The organism is Mesorhizobium ciceri WSM4083 (assembly GCF_000519305.1).
GTDB lineage: Bacteria > Pseudomonadota > Alphaproteobacteria > Rhizobiales > Rhizobiaceae > Mesorhizobium > Mesorhizobium ciceri_B.
On the sequence record NZ_JAFG01000004.1, the window covers coordinates 682,219 to 708,424 of the forward strand.

A 26,206-nucleotide genomic window follows, 5' to 3' on the forward strand; every position below is an offset into this window, starting at 1 on the left:
CGGGTCGCCTGGGAAGCTTACTTCGGATAGTCGGGATTGAATGTGCTCGGATTATAGCCGGCGGGCAGCCCGTTGCTTGGCGACAGATCACCCGGATCGCTCATGCTGACATGGTCGAGCAGATGCCTGTCGCCCTTGACCGAGATCGTATCCGCACCCGGCGACGTGACGACCTGGAAGCTCACCTCGACCTTGTCCGGGACCGAGATGCCCTTGAGCACGTCGAGCGCGGTCTCGATGCCGGTGATGCCCATCGACGTCGGATAATCGATGCCGACCATCTTGATGTTGTGCTGGTTGGCCAGCTGATACATCCGGGCAACGTCGCCGCCGGTCATCGGTGGAAATTCGCCGTCCTTGTAGCCGGCGTCAAGAAACGCTTCGATCGCGCCGTAGCCCTGAAGCGCACTGTCGGCCAGGACGCCGTCGATGGCCTTGCCGTGCTTCTGGATCAGCGCTGCCATCACCGACTTGCCGGTTGCCGGGTTCCAGTCGCAATACTGCTTCTCCAGCACCTTGATGTCGGGAAATTTCGAGAACACTTCCTCGTTCGCCTTGATGCGGATTTCCGCGACGCTCGACCCGGCGATGCCGGGCAGCATCACGATGTTGCCCTTGCCGCCCAGTGTCTCGCACAACCACTGCGCCTCGAGACGGCCCAGTGCCCAGTCGGATGCCGTGACGTAGGTGATGTAGTTGGCCGGCGTCTTCACCTTGCGATCGACCATGACAACAGGGATGCCTTGTTCGGTTGCGCGTCCGACGACGGAATCGAGCGCGTCCTCGGTCGAGGCCGCAATGAGCAAAATGTCGACGCCCTGGCTGATCAGATCCTGGATATCCGCGATCTGCTTGGAGGGGTCGTCGTTGGCGTCGGTGACGAGAAGATGGGCGATCTCGTCGCGATGCTGGCCGGCGGACCAGAGGACGCCATGCTGGAAGGCGACGCGCCAAGCATTGGAAATCGAAGCATTGGAGAACCCGATCGTATACGGACCCGCCTTCTTCCATTTTGAGGTGTCGACCATGGTGTTGGCATTAGGGTTCCACATCCAGGTGCGCGGCGCGCCATAGTAGCCGGGCCTCGTTTCCGGCTCTGAAGCGACGGCTGCGCTGGTCTGGGCGAGCTGGATGGCCGGTGCGGCGGCCATGGCTGCCGCCACGGCCGGCATGCCGCGGATGAAGCTCTTACGCGAGATCTTGTGGTCTAGTATGCTCTTTATTGACATTGGTTCCTCCTCCTGAACGCTCGACAGAGCGCCTAAAATTCTCCTCAGATATTCGCGCACACGAGACAGTATAAACAAACAATAGATGTTTTTATCCCGGGCAAATCGCACGACTATTTTCCTGACAACCTCCAATTCAGAAAAATTCGACTGAAAGCGATTTGACGCAAATTAGCAGTCGTTTACCCACGATCGTCAATCTGCCGTCTTGTAATAGCTGCTATTACCTTTTTCGCCATTGGGGGCGGCAAGGAATACGACTTATCTAGCAGCCGGTGCCGGGCGCTTGAGGTGCGTTCCGTCGGAGGAGAGGCCGTGAATATTCTTGTTGTCTTGCGCATGATCCCGGATTCCGCGGGCGAGCTGCAGCTCGCCGAGGACGGCCGCAGCATCGATCGGGAATGGCTGGATTTTCAGCTCAACGATTTCGACGATCATGCGCTGGAGGAAGCAATCCTGCTCAAGGAAGCCGGCGGCGCGAAGGTAACGGCGGTGGCCGTTGGCGAAGGCACCAACCGTGTCCTGCAGATGGCTGCCGCACGCGGCGCCGACGAAGTCGTGGCGCTTCAGGCCGAGGAGGACGCCATGATCTCCTCACGTGAGATCGCGGCTTCCATCGCGGCGATGGCGCGGGCAAAGTCGGCCGACCTGGTTCTGTGCGGCGTTCAATCGAGCGAGGATGTCTTCGGCCAGCTCGCGCCCTATGTCGGCGCGCTGCTCGACTGGCCGCATGTGTCGGGAACCAACCGTATCGTTGCGAACGGCGCCGTGCTTCGGGTCACGCAAGAGCGCGGCGCCGGTGTCGCCGTCACCTATGAGTTGGCCACGCCGGCGGTGCTGGGCGTTCAGACAGCGTCGAAGGCGCCACGCTATGTCTCCGGCAGCAAGCTTCGCGAAGCATCCAAGACGCCCATTGGCCGCGCCGCGCCCGAATCGTCAGGCTTCGAGCGTTCCGCCGAGATCATCACATTGCGCCTGCCAGTCCAGGGCGGCTCCGGCGAGAATCTCGGCGGCGATGCCGAGACAGTCGCGGATCGGCTGGTCAGCATCCTGGCAGCCAAGGGCCTGGCGAGGAACTGAGCCATGAAATTGATTGCCTGTACCGAAGGCCACTCCAGCAAGATCGAAGCCTTCTCCCTCGAAATGATCGCCGCGGCGCGTTCGATCGCCCAGGCCGGCGACGAGGTTGTCGCCTTTTTCGCCGGTCGTGACGCGGAAGGCGCGTCCGCTTCCTTCGGTGCCGCCGATCGCCTGATCGTGGCCCGCGCGACAAAATTAGATGTCATTCCCGCCGAGACCTATGCGGTGCTTCTGCGCGATGTCGTCACCGCCGAGAGCCCCGGCCTGGTCCTGGTTCCCTATTCGGCAAACGGGCTGGACGTGGCAGCCGACATCGCGGCGCGAACCGGCTGGCCGCTCATCTCCTATGTCAATGAAATCAAGCGGCACGGTGAAAGCCTGACGATTGTCGCGCAGATGTATGGCGGCAAGGTACTCGCCGACTGCGAAGTGCAACTGCCCGCCATTTTGATGATCAACCCAGGGGCCTTCGCGGAGGCAGCGCCAGGCCCGATCGCCGCCGCGAGCGTGCAGACGATCGATGCCGAACCCACGCTCGCCAGCGGCAAGGTAAGAATGGTGGCCATCGACGTGCCGGATTATGCCGACGTCGATCTGACGACAGCCGAGAGGATCGTGTGCGTGGGCCGCGGCATCGGCGACGAGGCAAGCATCGACCTTGCGCGCAATCTGGCGACGATGCTGGGGGCGGAGATCGCCGGCAGCCGTCCTGTCGTCGACAATGGCTGGCTGCCGAAGCTGCGCCAGGTGGGCAAATCCGGCCAGAAGGTGAAGCCGAAGCTCTATCTGGCGCTCGGCGTGTCCGGTGCGCCCGAACATCTCGAGGGCATGTCGCAGGCCGACCTCATTATTGCCGTCAACACTGATCCGAAGGCCCCTATCTTCAATGTCGCGCATTACGGTGCGACCTGTGACCTGTTCGATCTCGTCGCCAATCTGAGCGACAGGCTGCGGGCCGGCTCTGGCCGTTGAGATGGCATCGACCCTGCCACTCTGGATCCTGGTCATCACAGCACTCGCGTTGACGGCCTGGCGCTCGCGCCGTTACGCGTTTGCTCTTGCCAATGCACCGGCAGCGGCTCGCTTCGACCGCCCGATGCTGCGTCTCCAGGGCGTGATGGTCGCCATCGGCATGCATCGGAAAATGCTCCGCAAGCCGCTTTCCGGCGTGCTTCACGCTATCATCTTCATTTCGTTCTTCGTGCTGTTCACCGCCACGATCGATGCCTTCGGCTCGCGGCTGTTTCCCGGCTTCTCACTTGCGCCCATCGGTGGCGAAACCTGGATTGCCGCCCTGCAGGATATCTTTTCGGTGCTGATGCTGGTCGGCGTCGGACTTGCACTCTATCAGCGTTACGTGCTGCGGCCTGCCCGCTTCGACGGCTCGAGCGGCAGTGATGCGGCAATCATCTATGTGTTGATCGTCCTGATCGTGGCGTCCCTGTTGCTTGAGGCGGCGGCACGCATAGCCGGTGGCGCAGACGGCTCGTGGCGGCCGGTCGCATCGGCGCTGGCTGGATTGCTCGATCGTGCCGGCATACCGGCACATCAGGGCGAAGAGCTGTTCTACTGGGCTCACGTCGGCGCCATTCTGGCGTTCCTTGTCTATATCCCCGGTTCGAAACACCGGCACATGTTTCTTGCCGCGCCCAACATCTACTTCCGCAGCCTCGAACCGCGCGGCCTGGCGCCCGCGGTCCCGGAAGCGCGCGAGGCTCCGGGCATCGACAGCCTTGGACAGTTCGACTGGAAACAGCAGCTCGACCTTCTGTCCTGCACCGAATGCGGCCGTTGCCAGGCGGTCTGTCCAGCCTATGCGGCCGGTCTGCCGCTCAGCCCGAAGTTGCTGATCACCGACATGCGCGACGCGCTTGCCGCGGGACCTTCGGCGGCCCCGCTGGTCGGCGGCGTGATTTCCGAGGAGACGCTGTGGGCTTGCACCACCTGCCGTGCCTGCATGGAGGCATGCCCGGTCGAGATCGAGCATCTACCCAAGATCATCGACATGCGCCGTCATCTGGTCGACGAAGGCCGTGTCAGCCCCGGTCTGCAGGAGGCGTTATCGAACCTGACCCGTCTCGGCAATTCCATGGGCAAGCCTTCCAAGATGCGGGCCCGCTGGACCAGGGAGCTCGGCTTTCCGGTCAAGGACGCGCGCGAGGAACCCGTCGACGTGCTGTGGTTCGTCGGGGACTACGCCTCCTACGATCCACGCGTTCAGGAAATCACCCGCAAGGTTGCCGAACTGCTGACCGCAGCCGGTGTCGACTTCGGCATTCTCTTCGATGCCGAGCGCAACAGCGGCAATGATGTGCGGCGTGCCGGCGAGGAAGGTCTGTTCGAAACGCTCGCGCAGTCCAACATCGATGAGATCAAGGCGTGCAGCTTCAACCGGATCATGACCACCGATCCGCATAGCCTGAATGCGCTGAAGAACGACTACCAGCATTTCGGCGCGACGTTCGAGGTGCTGCACTATACGGCGCTGCTGGCGGAACTCATCGCGGCGGGAAAACTCGACCTGCATGTCGCCGACGGCGCCAGGGTCACCTATCACGATCCCTGCTATCTTGGCCGCTACAATGGCGGCTTCGATGCGCCGCGCGAGCTGATCCGCGCCGCCGGCTACACGCTTCATGACATGCCGCGCTGCCGCGAGAACTCCTTTTGTTGCGGCGCCGGCGGCGGCCGCATCTGGCAAGGCGACGACGGCGTGACCGAGCGGCCGAGCGAGAATCGTATCCGTGAAGCGCTGAGCCTGGGCGACGTCGCATACTTCGTCGTCGCCTGCCCAAAGGACAAGGTGATGTACACCGCCGCGATCGATGCGCTCGGCGTCGCCGACAGATTGAAGGCCGTGGACATAGCGGAACTTCTCGTGCCGCTTACAAGCCAGGCGCTCGAAATACCCACGGTGGAAACGACCTGACGGAATGCGATCCAGGAGATCGAAACCAAACACCATGTATGGGCATCGGCCCTGAAAGAGGAGAGAGCGATCATGTCGACCCTGAAAATCGGCTTTGTTGGCATCGGAAAAATGGGCACGCCGATGGCGACCCGTCTCATCAAGGCCGGATACGAAGTGACTGTCTACGACGTCGACAGCAAAGCCGTTATGGAGTTGACCAATGCTGGCGCGAAAGCCGCCGCCGGTGCGCGCGATGTTGCTGATATTGCTGAGATCGTCTTTGCCAGCCTGCCCAGCCCGCAGATCCTGGAAAAGGTCGTGCTCGGCGAAGGCGGCATCGCCGAAGGCAAGGCGGTTCGCATCTTCGTCGACATCTCGACGACGGGTCCGCGAATGGCCGCCAAGGTTGCCGAAGGCCTTTCAGCAAGGAACGTCGCCATGATCGACGCGCCGGTCAGCGGAGGATTGAAGGGCGCGCGCAACGGCACGCTCGCCGTCATGGTCTCGGGGCCGAAGGCTGCGTTCGAAACGGCAAGGCCGGTGATCGAGAATTTCGGCCGGATATTCTTCATGGGCGAGGTTCAGGGCTCCGCCCAGACCATGAAGCTTGCCAACAACCTGCTTGCGGCGGCAGCACTTGCGATCTCTTCCGAAGCGGTCGTAATGGGCGTCAAGGCAGGCCTCGATCCCAAGGTGATGATCGACGTCATTAATGCCTCGAGCGGCCGCAATAGCGCCACCGAGGACAAGTTCCCAAAATCCGTCCTGCCGCGCACCTTCGATTTCGGTTTCGCCACAGGCCTGTCCTTCAAGGATGTCCGGCTGTGCGTGGATGAGGCGGAGGCAATGGGCGTGCCGATGGTGGTGGGCAGTGCCGTGCGCCAGTTGCTGAGCGTAACGAACCAGCTCTACGGGCCGGACTCCGATTTCACCTGTATGGTCAAGACGGTTGAGACATGGGCGCATGTGGAGGTCGGCTCAGCCCAGACCCCAGATGTCGCCAAAGCGAGCTGATCATGGGTCAATCCGAACGCTATGAAATCCATGCCGTTCGCTACGGTCATTTCGAGCGCCGCTCGGGCGAGAATTTCCTCGGCGGCGATACGCATGACGTTCCCATGCCGCTGGACTACTTCGTCTGGGCGATCGTCGGGCAGAAGCGCACTTTCATCGTCGACACCGGCTTCGACAAGCCGACCGGCGACAAACGCGGACGCAGTGTCGTCAGGCCCGTCGACGACGGCTTGGCGGCAATCGGCATCAACCATGTGGATGTCAGCGACGTCATCATCTCCCACATGCATTACGACCATTGCGGGAACCATCATCTGTTTCCGAACGCGACCTTCCACCTGCAGGATGCGGAGATGGAGTTCGCAACCGGCCGCTGCATGTGCCACCATGCCATGCGCCATCCCTTCGAGGCCGAAGACGTCACCACCATGGTGCGGCGCGTCTTTGCCGGAAAAGTTTGCTTCCACGACCCGGAGTCGCAGATCGCGCCAGGCATCACGCTCCACAGGGTTGGCGGCCACTCGCGCGGATTGCAGGTGGTGCGGGTGGAAACCGACAACGGCGCGGTCGTGATCGCGTCCGATGCAGCCCATTTTTACGCCAATATGGAACGCCAGACGCCGTTTCCCGTCTTCGACCGGCTAAGCGATGTCATCTTCGGCGTGGAGCGAATGCAACAACTCGCCAGTTCCCCGGCTCACATAGTGCCAGGTCATGACCCGCTGGTTCTCAAGCGCTTCGCGCGCACCCGCCAGGACGTCGAGGACATCGTAAGTCTTGCCCATCCTTTGCCCTGAGCCTGTGGCTTTGAGGGATGTGCGATCTGGCGACTTGAAAAGGAGGCCTTGCTAGCGGGCCGCCGCGCTACGAGAGCTCTTCGCGGAGAATTACTTTACATTCAATATCTTAAAGCAAAAAATGCACGCTCACGAGCCTCATTGGCCGTAACGGTCCTTTGAGCGGGCAGTATGCCGATGGCCCGTCACGCCAAGCTGCCAGGCCACGTCTGGAGGCGCAGGAACCATTGATTTGACCAGGTTTCCGTGGGTCAGGATCGGAAGCCGTCTTATCTCGTTTCGCCTAGTCCCGCCACCGCCTCGAAGGGGCAGTTGACTTCCTGCGTCTTGAAGCCGGCCAACCGTCTCGAGAGGCTAGGAAAATTGCGGGTATGTTCCCAACCGTAACACTTCGTGAAACCTCGTCGTTCGGTAAGTGCGACCACACCTCCTCGTTCAAGGCCGATTGATCGCCCGAGCGCTGTCGCGATCGATCTCGTCAGGGATATATTCGCCGGCATTGGCATCGAAGCCGGTCCAGCCGCCAGCCTCGTAAGCCCCGCGGCGTTCGGCAAGGTCGACCGATCTGGATTGCCCCAGAATTTCCTCGGCGTTTGCAATGAGTTCATCGTCCACCTTGGCCGTGACCAACGTGCCGCCGCGACGTACGCCCTCCGCATACACGTGCGCATCGTTCTCGGGCACGCCGGACTCCGTCAGACCGCCAACAATGCCTCCGACCGCACCGCCGGCCACCGCCCCGGCAACGGCGCCGGTCGCGGTGGCGGCGAGCCACCCCGCCGCGACCACAGGTCCGATGCCCGGGATGGCCATGATCCCCAGCCCTGTCAGCAATCCGCCGGCACCGCCGATCACGGCTCCAATCCCCGCGCCAGCCCCCGCATCCTCGGCAGCCTCCGAACGGTCGGCATCGTACCAGTCGTCCGAATTATTGGCGACGATGCTGATGTTCGCATGCGGGACGCCCGTGGCTTCCAGTTCGCGGACCGCGTCGGCCGCGTCGTCATAGTTGTCGAACAATCCAGTTACCGTTTTCATCTGATTTCTCCTGATCCGTGCTCACTTGCTGGCGGCAACGACGTTGCCCTGATAGTCCAGGCCGACGGCGAGGCTCTCGCCTGCCTTGGTTGCATCGCCCCGCCAGATGCCCTGGTCGTCCTTGGTAAGCTTCGACACGTTGGTATAGCCCGCACCCTCGATGCGGCTCTTGGCCTGGGCTTCGGTGAAGCTGTTTGCGCCAGGGACGAGAGCGGCGGCATTGGGGGTATTGTCGGTCTTCACCGCCGGTGTTGTCGCTCCCGTGTTGGCGTCCTGCCCGGCTGCGATCTTTTCGATCATCCGCTGGTGCGTCTTCAGCGTATCGACCGTTTGCTGGACGAATGTCTTGAGCGCCGCGTTGTCACCGCCGCTGGCATAGGTTTCAAACAGCTTGACGGCGTCGGCGTGCGCCTTGCGCTGCATGTCGACATAGGCTGGATCGATCGGCGCCTGCGCATTCTTGAGCTTGTCGAGATCGCCCTGGTGCTGGGCATCAAGCGCCGGCGGCACTTTCAATTTCTGTTCGCCGGCCACCGTTGCCAGCTTGGCATTGGCCGCGCCGTGATCGCGGATCATCATCTGGGCGAAGCCCTTGATGCTCTGGTCCTGAATCTTGCCCAAGGCAATCTGGCTCGAGTCGACTTCGAACTTGCCGCCGATGGCAGCCTTGTCGACGAATTCCTGGGCGCTGTCGGCAGCAAAAGCAGGCACGGCGAGAAGAATGGAAGCAGCGGCGAGCAATACTGAAAGGTGTCGTGTTTTCATCGGCTTTGTCCTTGCCTAGGGTGCGCCCTAACAAGCCAAGATGCGCTTTGTTCCGATACCCAGACGACATGCCCGCAGGTCCGGCAGCACCGCGATCCGTGCATGATGCTGCCGGATTATCTCGCGCGAGATCTGCCACATCGACGTAAAATGTGGAGAAGTGACAGGAACGCTGGAACCATGAACCAGCGCCCTTGTCGGTTAATCTCGCGCCCTACCCAGCCAGGAGTGGAACTCATGATGCCAGAGCGCAGGCCGCCGCAGCGCTCTATCAATACAACATCGCACAGACCGGGATCGCCGACCGAGCTGATATCGGAGCGGAGCTTCGCGACCAGTCAGGAAAGATCTGGGGCGGGCTTTGGGGCAGAACGGAACTCGGGCTCCTGTTTCTCGACATGTTTTTCCTGCCTGAGCAGATGCGTGGCCAATCCTTTGGCTCCCAACTTCTCACGACGATCGAGGAAGAAGCCATCCGCCGGGGCTGCAAGAAGGCCGTCGTGGAGACGAGCAGTTTCCAGGCGCCGCTATTCTACATGCAGCATGGGTTCGAGGAATTCGGCAAAGTCGAATTCGGGATCCCTGGACATGCCCGAATCTTCCTTCGGAAAGATCTGCTGTAAGTCTTGGGACAGGGCGCGCACGGATGGCCATCGGCTAGTTGTTTCAAACGCCAGGTGCTCTGGAACAAATCGACGAGTGCGGAGTTAAACGCGTCGCGACGCGCAGTCTTGCAGCGACGTGTCGAATAGAGTGCATCCCGCTGGAGAGGCATGTGCGTACTGGACATTTCAGAAAGCCGATTATCATTCAACCTGGCCGGATAGACCGCGACAGGGTTGTGGTTTCGGTGTCGGACGCAGCCGAAGTGCTGCTGCGGGACTGGCCAAAGCCGACATCCGAGAGGCGTCTTGCCGCGATCAGAGCGTGCCTTGCCGTCATGCGAGGCGAAAAGCCGACAAGGGCCGCACGACAGGCGTTCATCGTTGCGGCCAAGGACGCCAGGATTCTGCTGAGCGAGCAAGTCTGACCGTGGTGGGTCGCCTCACCGGTGCCTGCAAGTGCGACTCTGCCGAGATTGGTTCGAAGGGGAGAGATCATGGCTAAGGTTTCAAGTCCCGCGCCTGCCGCAGCCAGAGGCGAAGTTCAGGCAGGAGCAACGCAGGATAAAACGCCAGGGTTCGACCCCGCCATTGCCCCGCTTGAGACAGATGCAGAGGCTGCGGACACAGAAAATCCTGTCGCTGGGACAAGTCAGCCTCGCGCTCGCCCAAAATTCGAAAACGATGCCAGCTTTGCCGATGCCATGCGCCCTGTCGAAGGCGAGCCGGAGCTGCGGCCTGGCGGCAACTGGCCGGTGTTGGTGATTGCAGCTGTCGTTTTGGTAGCAGCCGTGGTTTTCCTGGCAGCGAGCATGCTGCGCTGAGAACGATCCCGACGATGCAGTACCCACGACCTACTCCTGGAGGTCCGGCTCGCCCTTCATGCCCGAGAGTTCAGTCATTGGGCACAGCAGCCGCGGTCGCGCGGGATCGGAGATGTCGAGCTTGTCCCAAGGGATACGGTATAGACCGTCGCGGCGGCGCAATCGGAAAAGATCGAGCACCGCCACGCCTATGGCCGAGGCCGAAAGACGCACGAAAGCAGCGTAGACCCCGACATGGAATTCGGTGACGACGAAATCGTCACCGTCCCGTTCGGCGCGGATCTCCTCGATATAGCCGACATTCTTGCCGCGTTGCGAGAGTACGCGTCGCCCTGCCAGATGCTCGAGATTGACCGTGATCATCATCAAGCTCCGGGAATGCGCCCGATGACATGGTCGCGCAACCAGTCCTGCCAGGCGAAGATCGACGTTTCTCGCACATCGATGTCGAACTCGAGATCGATGCCGATATCTTTCACCTTGTGCCAGGCGATCCGATGAGGCTCGCCATGTTGCCTGCCGCCCAGCTTGACCGCGAGCCGCGCCATCCAGCGCCCGGGCCGTGCGCCGAGGCGACGCGCCAGGGTGATGGAGCCGAGCTCGATCGCAATGATCCGGGGCGGCTTGCCAGACCGCAACTCCGCCACCAACCCGTCGACCTTGCCGATCTTGACCTGCTCGCGATCGACCACCTGCTTGTCCAGGAGATCACGCAGTAACTTCATCATGTGCCTCCGAATATCTGCAGCGGGATGGTCACCACGGCCAGCACGAAGCCAAGCGCGATGATGAAGATGACGGCGGCATTTGACAAAATTCCATTGCGATGCTCGCCGACATAACGTTTGTCGTTCAGCAGAAACAGGAACGGGACGACCGTCAGCGGCAGGCTGGCTGCCGTCAGCGCCATGGAAAAGATGGTGATCCTTAGCGGGTCAAGACCAAGCGCGATGGGAATAGCCGCCAACACCAATGATATCGTGTAGGTGGCGCTGAAACCCGGATCGTCGCGCGGCTTGCGATCCTCGCCCCAATTCCAGCCGAACCCTTGGGCCACAAGATAGGCCTGTTGCAACCCGACCTCTAGTGCGGCGCCGAAGCAGGCGATGGCGAGAGAAGCAACAAACAGCACGAAGCCCCAGAAGCCGAATATGGGGATCAGCATCAACGGCAACTGGTGATAGTCGTCCACCTGGGTGACGCCATGCGTGGCGAGTACGAGAGCGGCCACGATCAACACGCCGATCGAGATGGTGCCCCCGAAGGTCATGCCCAACCCCGCGATGGCCCGATTGGCTCCGAGATAGCTTTTGTCCCACCGGTCCTCGATGGCCCCCGAGGAATAGAACATGAAGAGGTAGGGCGATATCGAGGCGCCGAGAATGCTGACCGCCATGAACCAGTAATTGGCGACATCGTGGACCGGCATCGAAGGCAAGGCGCTCCTTGCGACTGCCGTCCAGTCAGGTCTCAGCATCACCGCTCCGACGACGAAACACAGCGTTACCAGACCGAGGATCGAAACGCCCTTCTCGATGAAGCCGAACGTGCCCTTCCAGAGCAGCAGCCATGCCAGCAAAGCCACCGGTAGCGCCCACCACTGGAAGCCGATGCCGGTCGCAAATTCGAGCGCAATGGCAACGCCGCCGATCTCGGCGGACAGCACCAGGAAATTGACCAGCAGGGCGGCAAGCAACGGCCATAGAAAGACGTTGAAGCCGAACCTTTCGCGGATGCCGTCGGAGATCGTGTGATGGCTCACAGCCGCGAACCGGCCGGACATTTCGACAAGGAAGATGATGCAGATGGTGCCGAGCACCACCGCCCAGATCAACTGGAAGCCAAACATCGCGCCTGCCTGCGCCGCCGTCGCCATGGACCCAACTTCGAGGAAGCCGCCGACGCTGGTGACCACGCCGAGGGATATTTCCATGAGCTTCTTCATGGCTTCGGCGCGACATACTTGGCGTACGCGGTAACGAGCGAACGCGACGCCAGCCGTAGATCCTGTTGCGCGTTCTGGACTCCCGGCCGGTCATCTGCCTGCAATCCGGCCTCGGCACGCGCCACCGCGGCCGACAAATCGTTGACTGCTTTTGTAAGGGAAGCTTGCTCGGCGGGTGCACTGGTTTCGGCGGACCGGATTTGTTCCCCGACATCGGCAAGCGTCTTGCCGATCGATTGCAGCGTATCCACCGTGTATGCAGTCGGCGCCGCCCCTGCCGCCCAGGCGTCCAGCGCCATCAACACGGTCTGCGATGCGGAGGCCGCAGTTCGTGATTGCTGCTCGATCTGATCGGAAGATGAGCATGCCGACAACATCAGCAAAAGCAGGCATAGGCAGTCGAGCCTGAGATAGCGGCGTCTAACGATCAAATCCGGCGTTTGATGCGCCACAGAATAGTCTCCCCGACCCAACAAACCGCGGCCGGCGTAAATCTGATCTAGAGCTCTGGATGAGTCCGTCAACAACCGCGGCTCCCGATCCGGAGCACGAGGCGGTCTCAATCGGGTTTCGATTGCAGCGTCAGCGTCAGTGTGGTGCTGAAGGTCAATCGGGGCGATCCCCACTCGAAGCGTCTTGGATTCTGTATTCGTGAATGAGGCCGAGAATCTGACTCCTGACTGTGTCGCGCGCGTCGGGCTGGATGAAAAACATCAGCCCTTCGACCGCTTCGACGACTGTTTCCGGCAGATCCGAAACCGCGTCGGTGTGTTCGCTGCCATGCTCGTACATATTGTCCGTCAGCTTCTTGTCGAGGTCGGAAAGGATGCCCATCATCCACACTCCAGATCGGTGCTGTGTTGATCTCAGTTCGGCAGCGGCACCGCGAGGCCGCCCTCTCCCGTTGCTGCCGGCCGTCGATCACTGTTGCCCCGGCATTTCCGTGTTTTCCCTCGGATTTTTCTGGACGCCCGCAGCCGGGGCGGTATCCGCCGGGGCATTGCCGCCCTGGTTCTGCTCCGGCGCGCGTTTCAGCGGGGATGTCTGCCAGCCCATATCAACGTAGAAAAAGCCGACGACGAAACCGACAATGATGACCGCCGCTATCACCAGCGAGATTATTGCGTTGCGTCGCTCCATAGGCCTAGCCGCCACTTGGTTTTGGAGACGCCGGCTGGGTTGGCTGCGTACCTTGCTGGTCGCCGCCGGTGCTGGTCTGCGGTGTCGGGTTGGTGTCCGTCGTGGGATTCTTGTCGACCGGCTGGCTGTTCGTGGTATCCGTCTTGGACTTGGCTGGATCGGCATTGTCGTTGCACCCCGTCAAGGCGAGCAATGCCGCCAACATCAAAAACACTGCTCTCATGCTGATTTCTCCTGGCTGAGTCCGGGCGAAGCCGCCTGCCAATGGCCTATTCGGTCGAACCGCACCGAGAGCCCTTGTTTGACCGCGCTTCTAGCCAGCAGATGGTCCAGCTCGGCGTCTTCGATCGGGCTTCGCACGACCTGGCGAATGGCCTTGCAGGCAAGTTCGGTCGAGACGAAATCATATCTCCTGCTCCTGGCGACAACGTATTGTTCGACCAGCATCTTCACGCGCCTGAGCGCGATTTCTTCGGCGTATTGCATTTTGTTCCTCCTCGCGCCGAACTACGGAAGGGGTACGTTGTTCCCACCCGACTTAAAAACATGACCGCCGACTTCACGGGAAAGCCCGCGCTCCCCTAGCAGGGACGCGCGGGCTGGATCAGGCTGAGGGGGACCCGATCGTGCAGCATCAAACAAGGGGAGCAAAGACGCTGCACGGATATCGAACTCTTATAGACCTGAGTTGTTCCACCTCTCCACGCCGCGTTGTGCGTGGCTTGGATGAACTCAAGAACAAATCGTTGTCACGGCCTGCATAGGTCACGCATTCAACCTCTCCGCACGGAACAATCAGCCCCTATAGCGGTTCGGCCCAAGCGAGGTTCGGAGGATGTGATGACGAATGAAAAGTTGGCCGTGGTGACGGGCGCCTCAAGCGGCATTGGGAAGGAACTCGCCAAACTGTGCGCCAAGGACGGCTACCACCTGATCATAGCCGCCGACGAACCCGCGGTCCGGCAGGCCGCCGAGGCGCTGGGTTCGCGTGGTGTGACTGTCGAAGCCATCGAGGCCGATCTGGCGACCGAGGAAGGTGTCGATCGTTTGATCGCCGGGATAGGCGATCGCGATGTCGATCTGTTGTTCCTGAATGCCGGACGTGGGCTCGGCCGTGGTTTCGTCAACCAGGATTGGCAAAAAGTCCGCCGCATCATCGACACCAACGTCACCGGGACCGTCTATCTCGCGCATCAACTCGGAGCCAGGATGGCAAGCCGCGGACGAGGCCGCATTCTCTTCACAGGATCGATCGCTGGTTTCATGCCCGGCACTTTCCAGGCCGTCTACAACGGCACCAAGGCCTTCATCGATTCCTTCTCGATCGCGCTGCGTCATGAGTTGCAGAACACCGGCGTCACAGTCACCGTGCTGATGCCCGGGGCCACACAGACCCGGTTCTTCGAACGCGCCGAAATGATGGATACCAAGGTCGGCAGCGATGAGAAGGACAATCCCGCCGATGTCGCCAAAGCCGGTTACGAGGCGATGATGGCCGGCGAGGAACAAGTCATCAGCGGTTGGAAGAACAAGCTGCAGGTCGCCGCGGCGCATCTGATGCCGGCAGGCACTCTGGCCGAACAGCACCGCAAGATGGCCGAGCCCGGTTCCGCGTCCAAAGACTGATCAATCTGGCATCACGGCAGAGGTTCAGAGGCGCCTTTGATCCGACCTGCCCCTTCAACCTTCTTCCAACAAAGGAGCACCATCATGAAAGCGCTCACGTGGCACGGCAAAGGCGACATTCGATGCGATCAGGTGGCTGATCCCGGCATTGAGGATGATCGCGACGTCATCATCAAAGTCACCTGTTGCGCCATATGCGGCTCGGACCTGCATCTGATGAACGGATATATGCCGACCATGGAATCTGGCGATGTGCTCGGACACGAGACCATGGGCGAGGTCGTCGAAGTCGGCCGCGGCCATTCGAAATTTAGAAAGGGCGACCGCATCGTGGTGCCTTTCAACATCTCATGTGGTGAATGCTGGTTTTGCCAGAAGGGGCTGTTCTCGCTTTGCGACAGGTCCAATCCCAATGCCAAACAGGCCGCCGAAGTGATGGGACAATCCCCGGCTGGCCTGTTCGGCTATTCGCATCTGGTCGGCGGCTATTGGGGCGGACAGGCAGAATATCTGCGCGTGCCCTTCGCCGATGTCGGTCCGATAAAGGTGCCCGATGGAATGGACGATGAACAGGTGCTGTTCCTCTCTGATATCTTCCCGACCGGCTACATGGCGGCTGAAAACGCCGGCATCGAGCCAGGCGATACCGTCGCTATATGGGGCTGCGGTCCGGTCGGCCAGTTCGCCATCCAGAGCGCATGGATGCTCGGCGCCGGCCGCGTCATTGCCATAGACAAGGTGCCGGAGCGGCTGGCGATGGCTCGCGAGCACGGCAAGGCCGAGACGCTCGACTTCAGCAACTCCGACATCTACGACGCATTGATGGCGATGACCGATGGCCGCGGCCCGGATCGCTGCATCGACTGTGTCGGGACGGAGTCCGATCCCGGCGCCAGTGCCGACGCCATGCTCGACAAGGTCAAGGCTGCCGTCTATCTCGGCACCGACAGGCCGCATGTACTGCGCGAAGCAATCTACTCCTGCCGCAAAGGCGGCACCATCTCGGTGCCCGGCGTCTATATCGGCCTCGTCGATCACATTCCGTTCGGCGCCGCCATGAACAAGGGCCTGACCTTCCGAATGGGTCAGACGCACACTCAACGCTATCTTGAACCGCTCCTGGCCATGGTCCAGAAGGGCGACATCGATCCCTCCTTCGTGATCACGCACCGGGCGGATCTCGAAGCCGGGCCGGATCTCTACAAGACGTTCCGCGACAAGCAGGATGGCTGCATCAAGGTGGTGATGCGACCGCATGGCTGAGACGTCGGGATCTCGCACCAGGTCTGCCCTGGGCAAGTCCGCGGCCGTGGGTCGCAGCGGAGCCATTGGCATCTGGAACCTTCGATCGCGGCGGCGGTTGACCTGCAGACTTCACGGCGGCGAGACTGCCGTGCCCCACCCGATGCAAAGGAAGGTGCTGCCATGAGCAATGAGAATTCCACATCGAAACCCAGCCTCCGGTCTCCGAACGCCGATGGTCTGCCGCACCCGAGACGGGATGCCAATGACACCGATGCCGGTGGCAAGCCGCTGACTCCGAAAACCGCAGGCACATCCCGGCCGTCGACCGCGCTGCTGGACAATCCGGTTGCCAATCGAAACGCCGGGCGGCCGCGTCAGGCGAGCACCACGCCTCGGCCGACGGACAAGCCCTTGGACTGATCGAAACCGCCTGTTGAAATCACGACGAATGCGTGTCGGGACGAAGCGCTGCCAGGTCGGTCAGGGTGTTGAGAAGGGCAGCGTCGCCTGCCGGCTTCGGCACGAATTTGCAGTTTCGGAAGGGCGTGGGAACGTCGCGCGGCCCAAATCCGGTCATGAAGGCGAAGGGGATGCCGCAAGCCAGCAATGTTTCGGCCACGGGCAGACTTGTTTCGCCATTCAATTGAATGTCCAGCAGCGCCACGTCGACTTTGCCTGCATCGATAAGCCGATGAGCCGCGGCGACCGACGAGACCGGGCCGATCACCGGGTAACCCGCCGCGCGCAGGCGAGACGCGACGTCTTCGGCGATCAGCCATTCGTCCTCTACCACCAGAACACGCGGCCTGTCGTCGCTCACGGCGCCTCCTTCGGGTTTGCTGGAAACGCAATCTGGACGCTGAGGCCGTCCTTGTGGAACGCGGTTTCGACGTGGCCGCCGAGCCTGTAACCGATTTCTCCCTGCAACAGGGTCAGGCCAAAGCCGTTGTCCAACGGCGCCTTGACAGGAGGGCCGTCCTTCTCTCGCCAGCCAAATGTGAAACTGTCATCCTCGATCGACCATTGCACACTGACCTTGCCGTCGGTCTTTGACAAAGCGCCGTATTTGGCGGCGTTGGTAGCCAGTTCATGAATGGCCATACTGAGGGAAAGCCCCTGTTGCGGACCTAGTTTCACGTCCTCTCCATCGAGTTCGATCCGTTCGATGCCGAATGGTTCGAGTTCCTGCTGGAGCAATTCCCTGACCGAGGCTTCTTTCCATCTCTCCCGGGTCAGCAGGCCGTATGTCCGCGACATGGCATGCAGGCGACCGATCAGCGCATCCGCGAACTCCTCCTTCGTATCAGAACTTTCCCGCGTGCGGCTTGCAATGCTGGCGATCACCGCAAGCATGTTCTTGACCCGATGGTTGAGTTCCGAGATGAGCACCTGCTGATGCTCTTCCGCTTCTGCCAGCGTGGTGACGTCGACAAGTGTCACCACCACGCCCTGGATCCTGTTGCCCTTGTCCCGATAGGGATTGATGCGGACCATGTGGAACAGGCCCCTATCATCGCGCGCCAGATGGTGATTCAGGATCTCACCTGTCTCGAAAACCTTGTCGATGTGCTGCTTCAACTCGGGGTAGTCGAGCTGGCTCGACAGATCCGTCAGCGGCCGGCCGACATCGGAGGGACGCAGGCTGAAGAAGGATGACGCCGCCGGCGTGAAGGTTCGCACCACAAGGCTGCGGTCGAGGAAGATGGTCGCGATGTCGGTGCTTTCGAACAGGTTGCGCAGATCGCCGTTGGCGTGGTCGAGCTCATCTATCTTGGCCGTCAACTCGGCGTTGATCGTGTTGAGCTCCTCGTTGAGCGACTGCATCTCCTCCTTCGAGGCTTCCAGTTCCTCGTTGGTGGATTGCGCCTCCTCATTGACGGAGACGAGTTCCTCGTTCGACGATTTCACCTCCTCCAGCGCGGTCTCGTACTCCTCGATCGTCGATTGCAGGCGCTCCCTGGTGTCGCGCAGTTCCCGCTCGAGATCGACGGTGCTGTCACTGTCACGGCCGCCGCCGTCTTCCTCTGAGCGGGCCTGGGTCGGCCCCGACGGTTCGAACAGGACGAGATAAAGCGGCTCGCCATTGCCACGTTCGACGAGCGGTTCGATCGTCAGCCTGATCGGCTGGACCCGTTCGTCGTCTTCCTCCACGGTCAGGTTTTCCCGCACCACTGTGCGGCGCGTTGTCGTCGCTTCGCGCAGCGCGGCGCGGAGATCCAGCCGCAGCCCACGCCTAGCCATCGTCAGCAACTGCCGGCTGGGAATCCCTTGCGGCGCTTCGAGATATCTGCCGGTCCTGGCCGAATAGTAGACGACATCACCCTCGGCGTTGACCAGGACATGCGGCGGCGCGAACCGTTCCAGAACCTGCGCCTCCACTGCCTGCCGCAGGGGATAGCCGACAAGTCCCTTCTTCGAGCCGGCGCTTTCGGATGGGAAGACGCTGGAATGGCTTTCCCCGATCAGGGCCGGCAGTCTGATGTGCGGTGAGGCATGCTCCCGCGCCTGGAAGATGCGATGTTTCTTGTCGACGGTAGCGAACAGATCGTCGTGCTGCCCGACGCTTTCAGAGGTGCCGAGGAAAAGATAACCGCCGGGCTTCAGCGCATAATGGAAGACAGGGATGACGCGGTTTTGGATGATCGGGCCGAAATAGATCAGCAGATTGCGGCAGGAGACCAGGTCCATGCGCGAGAAGGGCGGATCGCGAATGACGCTGTGCGGCGAGAAGATGCACAGTTCGCGTATCTCATTGCTGAGGACATAGCTTTCGCCATCGCCGTTGAAAAACCGCTGTTTGCGTTCGGGAGAAAGACCTTGCAGCAAGGCTTCCGGATAGCGTGCCGCCCGCGCCACCGCCAGCGCCGGCTCGTCTATGTCGGTGGCGAATATCTGGACGCGCGGAACGACCGTAAGCTTCTCCATGTGTTCGCGCAGCAGCATGCCGATGGAGAACACCTCCTCGCCCGTGGCGCATCCGGGAACCCAGACCCTGACGGTGTCGCTGGCGGTCTTGCCGTCGAACAACTGCGGTATGATCTTTCGCTCCAGCAACTCGAAGGCATCGGGGTCGCGAAAGAAGTTGGTGACGTTGATCAGCAGATCGCGAAAAAGGTTCATCACCTCGCGAGCATCCTTCTTCAGCCAGTCTATATAGGCGCTGATGGAATGGACCTGGGCGATCTGCATGCGCCGCTTCACGCGGCGCAGAAACGTCTTGGTCTTGTAGCCCGAGAAATCATGGCCGGAGTGGCTGCGCAGAATGGCGTATATCTGTTCTCGCACCTTGTCGATGTCGGCCGTATGGTCACCATCCTCTTCCGCCAGCCCTTCCAGCGTGTCGAAGCCGCGGGCGAAAGCCTCCAGCTTCGCCCCGATCTCCTCGGCGGGCACAGCGACATCGACGAGCCCGCTGGCAATGGCGCTCTGCGGCATGTCGGGATTGCGCGGCCCGTAGCCGTCCGGCGCTTGCGCGACGGTAAACCCGCCCCGCTCCTTGATGGCCTTGGCACCCAGGGTTCCATCGGAGTCGCCGCCCGACAGGATGACGCCGACGGCATATTCACCCTGGTCTTCGCCCAATGCGCTGAAGAAGATATCGATAGGCTTGCGCTCCTGGGTGAGCCCATCAGGCCGTCGCAGGTGCAGCATCCCCGATTCGATCGCCAATGTTACGTTTTGCGGCATCACATAGACGTGGTCAGGTTGAACCACCATGCCGTCCTCGATCACAATGACAGGCATGTCGGTGTAGCGGCTGATGACCTCGTGCAACAGGCTTTCGCGCTTGGGGCTGAGATGCGTGATGATGACGAAAGCCATACCAGGCTGACCGGTCACGCCCTTGAAAAGGCCCTCCATCGCGGGAATACCACCCGCGGACGCGCCGATGCCCACGATGGGAAACCTTTTCGGCTGAGCTGTCACGTCATGCCCCCTTTTCGCCTGGTCCGGCATCGTCAAAGGTCGGATCAGACAGGACACAACCATATAGCGCGCGAGGAGGATGGAACAAGTCACCCCAGATAACGTTGAGCCCGATATCCATGGTGGGCTCAATGACAAAACGCTCTTCCGATATAAGGCTCCTTGCGCCGTCGGCGTCGGGAGCGTCAGGGCCACTCGGCTGCTCCGACGCACGGCCCGTCCCGGATCGCATTCTGGTGCTTGCGAAACGATTGCAGGCCGCTTTGGACGACCGAACTCTGGAAGAAAATCGGATGCATCCTAAACTCGGTTCCAGGAAAGGATGACGACGTGCGCGACCTGCGGGGGCTGCATATTCTGATAGTCGAAGACGAATGGACGATGGCGGGAGATCTTGCGCGGTTCTTCAGCAATATGGGCGCCATCATCCTTGGTCCCGCTGCTACCGTCGAACAGGCATCCAGACACACCGAGACGGCCGAAGCTGCAATCCTGGACGTCAACCTCAATGGCCGACGCGTGTTTCCAATCGCCGATGAGCTGATGCGCCGGGGTGTCCCCTTCGTGTTCTTCAGTGGCGATGACGACATCGCCATTCCCGATCATCTCCGCTACGCCAGCAATTTGCGGAAATCCTCGGGCAGCCAGGCGGTGTTCAACGCACTCTTTCCCTCGCAGGCATCGGGGCGGGCGATCCCCGTGCCGGACCCGTCCGACGACGTCTTCGCGCTTTTGCCCAAACTGCGACTTGCGGCGCGCCTTTTGCTGGGAGACGTCGACGCATCGGATCGGCTCGTCGAGAGGACGCTCGAGCAAGCGATCCGGGATGTCGACCGCAGACAGCTTGGTCAATCCACTGAAAACTGGCTCAACGGCATCATGCGAGAGATGGCGAAAAGCCGCGGCGCAAAACTGATGCATTAGTTTTACCTTCAAAGCCTCTCGGGCTGAAGTGCCAAGCCGCGGGGCCGTCATTGTTCACCACATCTCGAAAACTTGGCCGTACAGATCGGCCGCTTGGCCGCGTCATCAGCCCTTCTGACTGCGCTCGACGAATTTGTTGAAACGGCTGGCTTTCCCCTCCCCGGTCTTGGCCTGATACAGAAAAGCCAAATCATTCTCGTCGAATATCCGGAAGAATTCGTCCCATTCGATGGGTTCGAATGCTTCCTCGGGCTCGCCGAAGTCGATCCGCAGGATGCCGCCCTCGCCTTTGGTGCGCACCACTGCCGGCCGGCCATCCCGCTCCTCGGCCCATTTGCGGATTTCGTCGTGGTTGGTGGTCGTTTGCGACTGAGACATTGAAATCTCCTTTGATCGGCGTTGCCCCATAGGACATGAGGGCTGTCGGGCGTCCTAACAGCACAAGGGCGTCAATGTTCCAGCACCGCGCCGTGATCGCGATGCGCCAGCTCTCAACGAAACCGGCCAAAGGAACTTTGTTGAAGCAAGGGAACAAACCTTTTGCCGAAAAGTTCGGGGCGCCGAGGTTACTTGTCTGAGGAGTCGTCGTGAAACGCATATTGGTTACAGGAGGCTGCGGCTTCATCGGCCGGCATGTCGCACAGGAACTCGTCGAGCAGGATTATTCGGTTCGCATCCTCGATGCGCTGCTGGAGCAGGTGCATGCGGGCGAAGCCGTCGCGCTTCCCGCCGGTACCGAGCTGATCAAGGGCGATGTCCGCGACCGGGAGGCGGTCGCCAATGCGCTGGAAGGCGTTGACGCGGTCATTCATCTGGCGGCGGAAGTCGGCGTCGGACAATCGATGTATGAGATCGCGCGCTATGTCGGCGCCAATGATCTCGGCACCGCAACGCTACTTGAAGCATTGATCAAGCACCCGGTCGAACGGATCGTCGTCGCCTCGTCGATGAGCGTCTATGGCGAAGGGCTCTATGCAACGCCAGACGGCCGGCGTGTCGACAATGCTCGGCGCAAGGCGAGCGACATCAGGAGCGGGCAATGGAACCCGCTATCGCCTGAGGGAGACGCCCTCTCGCCGCTGCCGACGGACGAAGAAAAGCCGGTCGATCTCGCTTCGGTCTATGCGCTGACAAAATACGCCCAGGAACGCGCCGCGCTGATCTTCGGCGAAGCCTATGGCATCGATACGGTCGCGCTGCGCCTGTTCAATGTCTTCGGCGCCGGCCAGGCATTGTCGAACCCCTATACCGGCGTGCTGGCCAACTTCGCTTCGCGTCTCGCCAACGGCCAACGGCCAATGATCTTCGAGGATGGCGAACAGAAGCGCGATTTCGTCCATGTGCAGGACGTCGCCCGCGCCTTTCGCCTTGCTCTGCAGCAACGCCAGGCAAAGGGTCATGTCATCAACATCGGCAGCGGCCGCGCCTATGCGATCAGCGAAGTCGCGCGATTGCTGGCCGAGGCCATGGGGACACCGAACCGCTCGCCGGAACTGCTCGGCAAAGCCCGCTCCGGCGATATCCGCAACTGCTTCGCCGATATTTCCAAGGCCCGTGAGCTGCTCGGTTTCGAGCCGGTGCGGCAACTGGAGAATTCGCTCGGCGAGTTCGTTTCCTGGGTGCGTAACACGTCCGCCGTCGACCGCGGCGCCGACATGAAGCGCGAGCTCGAAGAACGTGGGTTGGTCTCATGAACACACGCAATCGACGCGACGCGCCGGTCGCCATCATCGGCGGCAGCGGCTTCATAGGATCGAACCTCGCCGACAGCCTGTTGTCGGATGGCGAGCCGGTATTGGTGATCGACAATCTCAGCCGTCCGGGCGTCCAGCAGAACCTTGAATGGCTGGCGCAAAAACACGGCAGTCGCCTCACGATTGAAACCATCGACGTGCGGGACGCCAACGCCCTGGCGCCGGCTCTGATGAGTTCGAAGGCAATTTTCCATCTAGCCGCGCAAACCGCCGTCACCACAAGCCTGGTCCAGCCGGGCGAGGATTTCGACATCAACCTTCGGGGAACGTTCAACGTTCTGGAGGCGGCGCGACTGAGCGGTGAGCGTATCCCGGTGATCTTCGCCAGCACCAACAAAGTCTATGGCAGCCTGCCCGACGTCGCGGTCCGCGAGGACGGCGATCGCTATGTGCCTTGCGACAGCGTCATCCAGGCGAACGGCATCGATGAGGCTCGGGGCCTGGACTTCTGCACGCCCTACGGTTGCTCCAAAGGCGCAGCGGATCAGTATGTGCTCGACTATGCCAAATCCTACGGCATGCCGACGGCGGTGCTGCGGATGAGCTGCATCTATGGACCGCGCCAGTTCGGAACCGAGGATCAGGGCTGGGTCGCACACTTCCTGCTCAGCGCGCTGACGGGACGCCCGATCACCATTTACGGCGACGGCAGGCAAGTGCGCGATATCCTGCATGTCTCCGATGCCGTCGCCGCCTACAGGGCCGTGCTCGATCGCATCGAGACCACCAAAGGCCAGGCATTCAATCTTGGCGGCGGCCCGGAAAATGCGGTCAGCCTGCGCAGGCTGTTGAGCGAGATCCGTAGCCTGACCGGCCATGACCTTTCAATCCGCCATGACGGGGAACGCACCGGCGACCAGCCCTTCTTCGTCGCCGACACCCGCAAGATCAAAATCGCGCTTGGCTGGATGGCCCATGTTTCATGGCGCGAAGGCATCCGCGACCTAGCCGACTGGCTGCAGCGCCACCGGCTCGAGGCTCGCCCGGAAGCCGTGAGGTACGTCGCATGAAAATCGCTTTGGTAAATCCATTCTGGACCTACGACGACAGCATCTATTTTGGCTGCCGCCAACCGCATCTGCCGCTGGAACTCGGCTATTCGAAGGCCCTGCTCGAAGCCGCAGGACATCAGGTGCTGATGCTGGATGGGCAGTTGCAGAAGCTCGACAATTCCGGTCTCTGCGAGCGGGTGGCTGATTTCGCCCCGGCTATGACCGTCGTCAGTACCGCCCCGACCTATCTGTTCTGGCGCTGCGCACCGCCGGAATTGCGTGTGCCGGCCGATTTCCTCAACCGCCTCGCCGGGCGCGGTGGACGCACGGTCGCCGTAGGGCCGCACGGCTCGGCAACGCCGGCGCCGACCTTGCGCAAGCTCGGCGTCGACATCGTCGTGCGCGGCGAATGCGAAGAAGTCGTCGAGCAACTTGCCCGGCGCGACGATTGGAGCGCAGTGCCCTCAACCGCCTATCTTCGGGATGCCAAGGTGGTTTCGAACGGCGGCGTCCACGCCAGCTCGTTTGCCGATCATCCGCCACTCGAATGGCCAGCGGACTGGATCGCAGCCCATTCGCATCACCATCACAGGTTCGATGACAATCAGGTCGGGTTCGGTGCGGAAGTCGAGGCATCGCGCGGCTGTCCCTACAATTGCAGCTTCTGCGCCAAGATCGATTTCCGTGATGCCTATCGCCGTCGAAACCACGAAGCGGTGGTCGCGGAGATCGATCGGCTGATTGCCCAAGGTGTCGGCTACATCTACTTCATCGACGAAATCTTCCTGCCGCAAAAAGCGTTGCTGGAAGCCTTGGTCGATCGCAATGTGAAATTCGGCGTGCAGACCCGCATCGATCTGTGGAAGCCCGAGCTGCTGGAATTGCTGGGCGCCGCGGGCTGCGTCTCCATTGAAGCAGGGCTCGAAAGCCTGACCGTTGAAGGCCGGGCGATGCTGGCCAAGCGCTGCCGGCTGGGCACCGAGGAACTCGCCGCGCTGCTCGTCGATGCCAGACGTCACGTTCCATTCGTTCAAGCCAATCTGATCGGCGTCGTCGAGGACGATCCTGCCCTGGTCGAGCACTGGCGAACCCACCTGATCGACAACGGCGTATGGGCCAATGAACCTGTGCCGCTTTACCCGTATCCGAGTTCGCCCAGCTACCGGGAGCTGTGGGGCGAACCCGACGACCTTGCCTGGGAGCGGGCCCATGACCACTACCTCGCATCCTTCCAGAAATTCAGTGACATCCAGGAGAGACGGCCGCGGCCGCTGGTGGAACTGGAGGCGACATGTTGCGGACACTGACGCCGCGCTCGCGGCGCATCCTGATGACCGTCGATGCCGTGGGCGGCGTATGGCGCTATGCCCTTGATCTGGCACGGGAACTTGTGAACGGCGGCGACAGCGTGGTGCTTGCCGGCCTCGGTCCGCAACCGTCGAGGCAGCAGGCCGAGGAAGCGGAGGCTTTCACGACGCTGATCTGGTTGAACACGCCGCCGGATTGGATGACCCGCGACGGCTGCGACCTGGATGCGCTACCGCGAGAATTGCTTGCGCCCATGCGCGACCACGCCATCGACCTAGTCCATTTCAACGCGCCGACGCAGGCGGCGGGATTCGATGCGCCATGCCCGGCCGTGGTGGTCTCCCATTCCTGCGTGACGACATGGTTCCACGCCGTCAGGAAACAGGCGGTGGATCGCGCATGGGCCTGGCAGCAGGAGCGCAACAGGCGCGGCTTGGATCGGGCCGACGCAGTCATCGTGCCGAGCCGCAGCCACGCCGACATGCTTGAGACCTGCTATGGCCCGATCGCGCGCCTGCACGTCGTGGCGAATAGCGCCCGCCCCGTCCCGAGAGCCGAAAAGCGCCAACCGCTCGTCTTCGCCGCTGCCCGCTGGTGGGACGAGGGCAAGAATGCGGCGGTGATCGACCAGGCCGCGTCGCTGACGCAATGGCCCGTCTTTGCCGCCGGTTCGATGCACGGTCCGAACGGCGGGCATGCTGGCTTCAGCTACGCCGTTCCTCTGGGAGCACTGCCGTCTCACGAGGTGCGCTCCTTGATGGCGCGCGCCGGCATTTTCGTGTCGCCATCAATCTATGAGCCATTCGGTCTGGCCGCGCTGGAAGCTGCCATGTCCGCGACGCCCCTGGTGCTTTCCGACATCGCAACCTATCGCGAACTATGGGACGGGGCCGCGATGTTCTTTGACGCGCGCAATCCGCACGACCTCGCCGCCTGCCTCAATCGTCTCTCCAGCGATGCCGAACTCAGGCGAGAGCTCGGCCAGGCAGCCATGCGACGAAGCCGCCGGTTTACGCTGGCCAGGCAAGCGGCGGCCATGCGAGGCGTCTACGACAAAGCGGCCCTGGCCATGGCTGGACGCTGAC

The 26,206-nt window shown here is 61.5% G+C and carries 30 protein-coding genes; 16 read left to right on the forward strand and 14 right to left on the reverse strand.

The genetic code is table 11. The features are described 5' to 3' along the window. Positions 1-17: 17 nt before the first annotated feature. Entirely contained in the window at positions 18-1,229 is a 1,212-nt protein-coding gene (locus MESCI2_RS01000000134505; protein ID WP_050596512.1) for a substrate-binding domain-containing protein, read from the reverse strand. Between the two features lie 315 nt (positions 1,230-1,544). Here MESCI2_RS01000000134505 and MESCI2_RS0109080 point away from each other — a divergent pair, with 315 nt between their 5' ends. The 5 genes from MESCI2_RS0109080 to MESCI2_RS0109100 all read left to right on the forward strand — a co-directional run bounded on the left by MESCI2_RS0109080 (position 1,545) and on the right by MESCI2_RS0109100 (position 7,031). Beyond that, positions 1,545-2,309: an electron transfer flavoprotein subunit beta/FixA family protein gene (locus MESCI2_RS0109080; RefSeq protein WP_027036310.1), complete on the forward strand. Its 765-nt coding sequence runs from the start codon at positions 1,545-1,547 to the stop codon at positions 2,307-2,309. A 3-nt stretch (positions 2,310-2,312) separates the two neighbouring features. Continuing rightward, the gene (locus MESCI2_RS0109085; RefSeq protein ID WP_027036311.1) at positions 2,313-3,281 is read left to right on the forward strand and encodes an electron transfer flavoprotein subunit alpha/FixB family protein; all 969 of its coding nucleotides are present in this window, start codon (positions 2,313-2,315) and stop codon (positions 3,279-3,281) included. A 1-nt stretch (position 3,282) separates the two neighbouring features. After that, positions 3,283-5,238 carry a (Fe-S)-binding protein gene (locus tag MESCI2_RS01000000134510; RefSeq protein ID WP_050596514.1) on the forward strand — a complete coding sequence of 652 codons (1,956 nt, stop codon included), beginning with the start codon at positions 3,283-3,285 and terminating at the stop codon, positions 5,236-5,238. Between the two features lie 72 nt (positions 5,239-5,310). Next, a complete protein-coding gene (locus tag MESCI2_RS01000000134515; RefSeq protein ID WP_032900514.1) occupies positions 5,311-6,234 on the forward strand; it encodes an NAD(P)-dependent oxidoreductase in 924 nt (307 codons plus the stop codon). A gap of 2 nt (positions 6,235-6,236) precedes the next feature. Beyond that, positions 6,237-7,031: an N-acyl homoserine lactonase family protein gene (locus tag MESCI2_RS0109100; RefSeq protein ID WP_027036312.1), complete on the forward strand. Its 795-nt coding sequence runs from the start codon at positions 6,237-6,239 to the stop codon at positions 7,029-7,031. Between the two features lie 435 nt (positions 7,032-7,466). On the opposite strand, the gene MESCI2_RS0109105 is transcribed toward MESCI2_RS0109100, so the two are convergent. Both MESCI2_RS0109105 and MESCI2_RS0109110 read right to left on the reverse strand, forming a co-directional pair. Next, positions 7,467-8,069 carry a general stress protein gene (locus MESCI2_RS0109105; RefSeq protein WP_027036313.1) on the reverse strand — a complete coding sequence of 201 codons (603 nt, stop codon included), beginning with the start codon at positions 8,067-8,069 and terminating at the stop codon, positions 7,467-7,469. A 21-nt stretch (positions 8,070-8,090) separates the two neighbouring features. Then, positions 8,091-8,834 (reverse strand): DUF4142 domain-containing protein, encoded by a 744-nt coding sequence (locus MESCI2_RS0109110; RefSeq protein ID WP_027036314.1) that lies wholly within the window; start codon positions 8,832-8,834, stop codon positions 8,091-8,093. Between the two features lie 194 nt (positions 8,835-9,028). Here MESCI2_RS0109110 and MESCI2_RS01000000134520 point away from each other — a divergent pair, with 194 nt between their 5' ends. The 3 genes from MESCI2_RS01000000134520 to MESCI2_RS0109125 all read left to right on the forward strand — a co-directional run bounded on the left by MESCI2_RS01000000134520 (position 9,029) and on the right by MESCI2_RS0109125 (position 10,260). Beyond that, positions 9,029-9,457, forward strand: coding sequence for a GNAT family N-acetyltransferase (locus MESCI2_RS01000000134520; protein WP_032900515.1), 429 nt, complete (start codon positions 9,029-9,031; stop codon positions 9,455-9,457). Positions 9,458-9,609: 152 nt separating this feature from the next. After that, positions 9,610-9,864 (forward strand): DUF982 domain-containing protein, encoded by a 255-nt coding sequence (locus tag MESCI2_RS0109120; RefSeq protein ID WP_027036315.1) that lies wholly within the window; start codon positions 9,610-9,612, stop codon positions 9,862-9,864. Between the two features lie 69 nt (positions 9,865-9,933). Beyond that, positions 9,934-10,260, forward strand: coding sequence for a hypothetical protein (locus MESCI2_RS0109125; RefSeq protein ID WP_027036316.1), 327 nt, complete (start codon positions 9,934-9,936; stop codon positions 10,258-10,260). Positions 10,261-10,290: 30 nt separating this feature from the next. Here the strand turns inward: MESCI2_RS0109125 and MESCI2_RS0109130 are convergent, their stop codons facing one another. The 8 genes from MESCI2_RS0109130 to MESCI2_RS0109165 all read right to left on the reverse strand — a co-directional run bounded on the left by MESCI2_RS0109130 (position 10,291) and on the right by MESCI2_RS0109165 (position 13,831). Further along, positions 10,291-10,626: a hypothetical protein gene (locus tag MESCI2_RS0109130; RefSeq protein WP_245270265.1), complete on the reverse strand. Its 336-nt coding sequence runs from the start codon at positions 10,624-10,626 to the stop codon at positions 10,291-10,293. Further along, a complete protein-coding gene (locus MESCI2_RS0109135; protein ID WP_027036318.1) occupies positions 10,626-10,985 on the reverse strand; it encodes a hypothetical protein in 360 nt (119 codons plus the stop codon). Before MESCI2_RS0109135 ends, MESCI2_RS0109130 begins: the two co-directional genes overlap by 1 nt. Beyond that, a complete protein-coding gene (locus MESCI2_RS0109140; protein ID WP_027036319.1) occupies positions 10,985-12,205 on the reverse strand; it encodes a divalent metal cation transporter in 1,221 nt (406 codons plus the stop codon). Before MESCI2_RS0109140 ends, MESCI2_RS0109135 begins: the two co-directional genes overlap by 1 nt. Continuing rightward, positions 12,202-12,657, reverse strand: a complete 456-nt coding sequence (locus tag MESCI2_RS0109145) for a hypothetical protein (protein ID WP_027036320.1) — start codon at positions 12,655-12,657, stop codon at positions 12,202-12,204. Before MESCI2_RS0109145 ends, MESCI2_RS0109140 begins: the two co-directional genes overlap by 4 nt. Positions 12,658-12,811: 154 nt before the next feature. Next, positions 12,812-13,042 (reverse strand): hypothetical protein, encoded by a 231-nt coding sequence (locus tag MESCI2_RS0109150; RefSeq protein ID WP_027036321.1) that lies wholly within the window; start codon positions 13,040-13,042, stop codon positions 12,812-12,814. 84 nt (positions 13,043-13,126) lie between these two features. Then, complete coding sequence (locus tag MESCI2_RS0109155) at positions 13,127-13,345, reverse strand: hypothetical protein (RefSeq protein ID WP_013533184.1); 219 nt, start codon at positions 13,343-13,345, stop codon at positions 13,127-13,129. A 4-nt stretch (positions 13,346-13,349) separates the two neighbouring features. Continuing rightward, a complete protein-coding gene (locus MESCI2_RS0109160) occupies positions 13,350-13,568 on the reverse strand; it encodes a hypothetical protein (RefSeq protein ID WP_027036322.1) in 219 nt (72 codons plus the stop codon). Next, entirely contained in the window at positions 13,565-13,831 is a 267-nt protein-coding gene (locus MESCI2_RS0109165) for a hypothetical protein (protein ID WP_027036323.1), read from the reverse strand. The genes MESCI2_RS0109160 and MESCI2_RS0109165 overlap by 4 nt, the downstream gene beginning before the upstream one ends. A 354-nt stretch (positions 13,832-14,185) precedes the next feature. Here MESCI2_RS0109165 and MESCI2_RS0109170 point away from each other — a divergent pair, with 354 nt between their 5' ends. The 3 genes from MESCI2_RS0109170 to MESCI2_RS0109180 all read left to right on the forward strand — a co-directional run bounded on the left by MESCI2_RS0109170 (position 14,186) and on the right by MESCI2_RS0109180 (position 16,636). After that, a complete protein-coding gene (locus MESCI2_RS0109170) occupies positions 14,186-14,971 on the forward strand; it encodes an SDR family NAD(P)-dependent oxidoreductase (RefSeq protein WP_027036324.1) in 786 nt (261 codons plus the stop codon). Positions 14,972-15,055: 84 nt separating this feature from the next. Further along, positions 15,056-16,234 carry a zinc-dependent alcohol dehydrogenase gene (locus MESCI2_RS0109175; protein WP_027036325.1) on the forward strand — a complete coding sequence of 393 codons (1,179 nt, stop codon included), beginning with the start codon at positions 15,056-15,058 and terminating at the stop codon, positions 16,232-16,234. A gap of 162 nt (positions 16,235-16,396) precedes the next feature. Beyond that, entirely contained in the window at positions 16,397-16,636 is a 240-nt protein-coding gene (locus MESCI2_RS0109180) for a hypothetical protein (RefSeq protein WP_027036326.1), read from the forward strand. Between the two features lie 19 nt (positions 16,637-16,655). Here MESCI2_RS0109180 and MESCI2_RS0109185 read toward each other — a convergent pair whose 3' ends face one another. Next, on the reverse strand, positions 16,656-17,036 hold the full coding sequence (locus MESCI2_RS0109185; protein WP_027036327.1) for a response regulator: 381 nt from the start codon (positions 17,034-17,036) through the stop codon (positions 16,656-16,658). Next, positions 17,033-20,173 (reverse strand): CheR family methyltransferase, encoded by a 3,141-nt coding sequence (locus tag MESCI2_RS0109190; protein ID WP_050596515.1) that lies wholly within the window; start codon positions 20,171-20,173, stop codon positions 17,033-17,035. Before MESCI2_RS0109190 ends, MESCI2_RS0109185 begins: the two co-directional genes overlap by 4 nt. A 132-nt stretch (positions 20,174-20,305) precedes the next feature. On the opposite strand from MESCI2_RS0109190, the gene MESCI2_RS0109195 reads away from it, so the two are divergent. Further along, complete coding sequence (locus MESCI2_RS0109195; RefSeq protein WP_245270268.1) at positions 20,306-21,067, forward strand: response regulator; 762 nt, start codon at positions 20,306-20,308, stop codon at positions 21,065-21,067. A 105-nt stretch (positions 21,068-21,172) separates the two neighbouring features. Here MESCI2_RS0109195 and MESCI2_RS0109200 read toward each other — a convergent pair whose 3' ends face one another. After that, the gene (locus MESCI2_RS0109200) at positions 21,173-21,445 is read right to left on the reverse strand and encodes a hypothetical protein (RefSeq protein WP_027036330.1); all 273 of its coding nucleotides are present in this window, start codon (positions 21,443-21,445) and stop codon (positions 21,173-21,175) included. Between the two features lie 209 nt (positions 21,446-21,654). On the opposite strand from MESCI2_RS0109200, the gene MESCI2_RS0109210 reads away from it, so the two are divergent. The 4 genes from MESCI2_RS0109210 to MESCI2_RS0109225 are packed head-to-tail and all read left to right on the forward strand — an operon-like array spanning position 21,655 to position 26,205. Then, positions 21,655-22,761, forward strand: a complete 1,107-nt coding sequence (locus MESCI2_RS0109210) for an NAD-dependent epimerase/dehydratase family protein (RefSeq protein WP_027036331.1) — start codon at positions 21,655-21,657, stop codon at positions 22,759-22,761. Next, entirely contained in the window at positions 22,758-23,831 is a 1,074-nt protein-coding gene (locus MESCI2_RS0109215) for an NAD-dependent epimerase/dehydratase family protein (RefSeq protein WP_027036332.1), read from the forward strand. Before MESCI2_RS0109210 ends, MESCI2_RS0109215 begins: the two co-directional genes overlap by 4 nt. Then, positions 23,828-25,120: a TIGR04295 family B12-binding domain-containing radical SAM protein gene (locus MESCI2_RS0109220; RefSeq protein WP_027036333.1), complete on the forward strand. Its 1,293-nt coding sequence runs from the start codon at positions 23,828-23,830 to the stop codon at positions 25,118-25,120. Before MESCI2_RS0109215 ends, MESCI2_RS0109220 begins: the two co-directional genes overlap by 4 nt. After that, on the forward strand, positions 25,105-26,205 hold the full coding sequence (locus tag MESCI2_RS0109225; protein ID WP_027036334.1) for a glycosyltransferase family 4 protein: 1,101 nt from the start codon (positions 25,105-25,107) through the stop codon (positions 26,203-26,205). Before MESCI2_RS0109220 ends, MESCI2_RS0109225 begins: the two co-directional genes overlap by 16 nt. The last annotated feature ends 1 nt before the right edge of the window (position 26,206 follow it).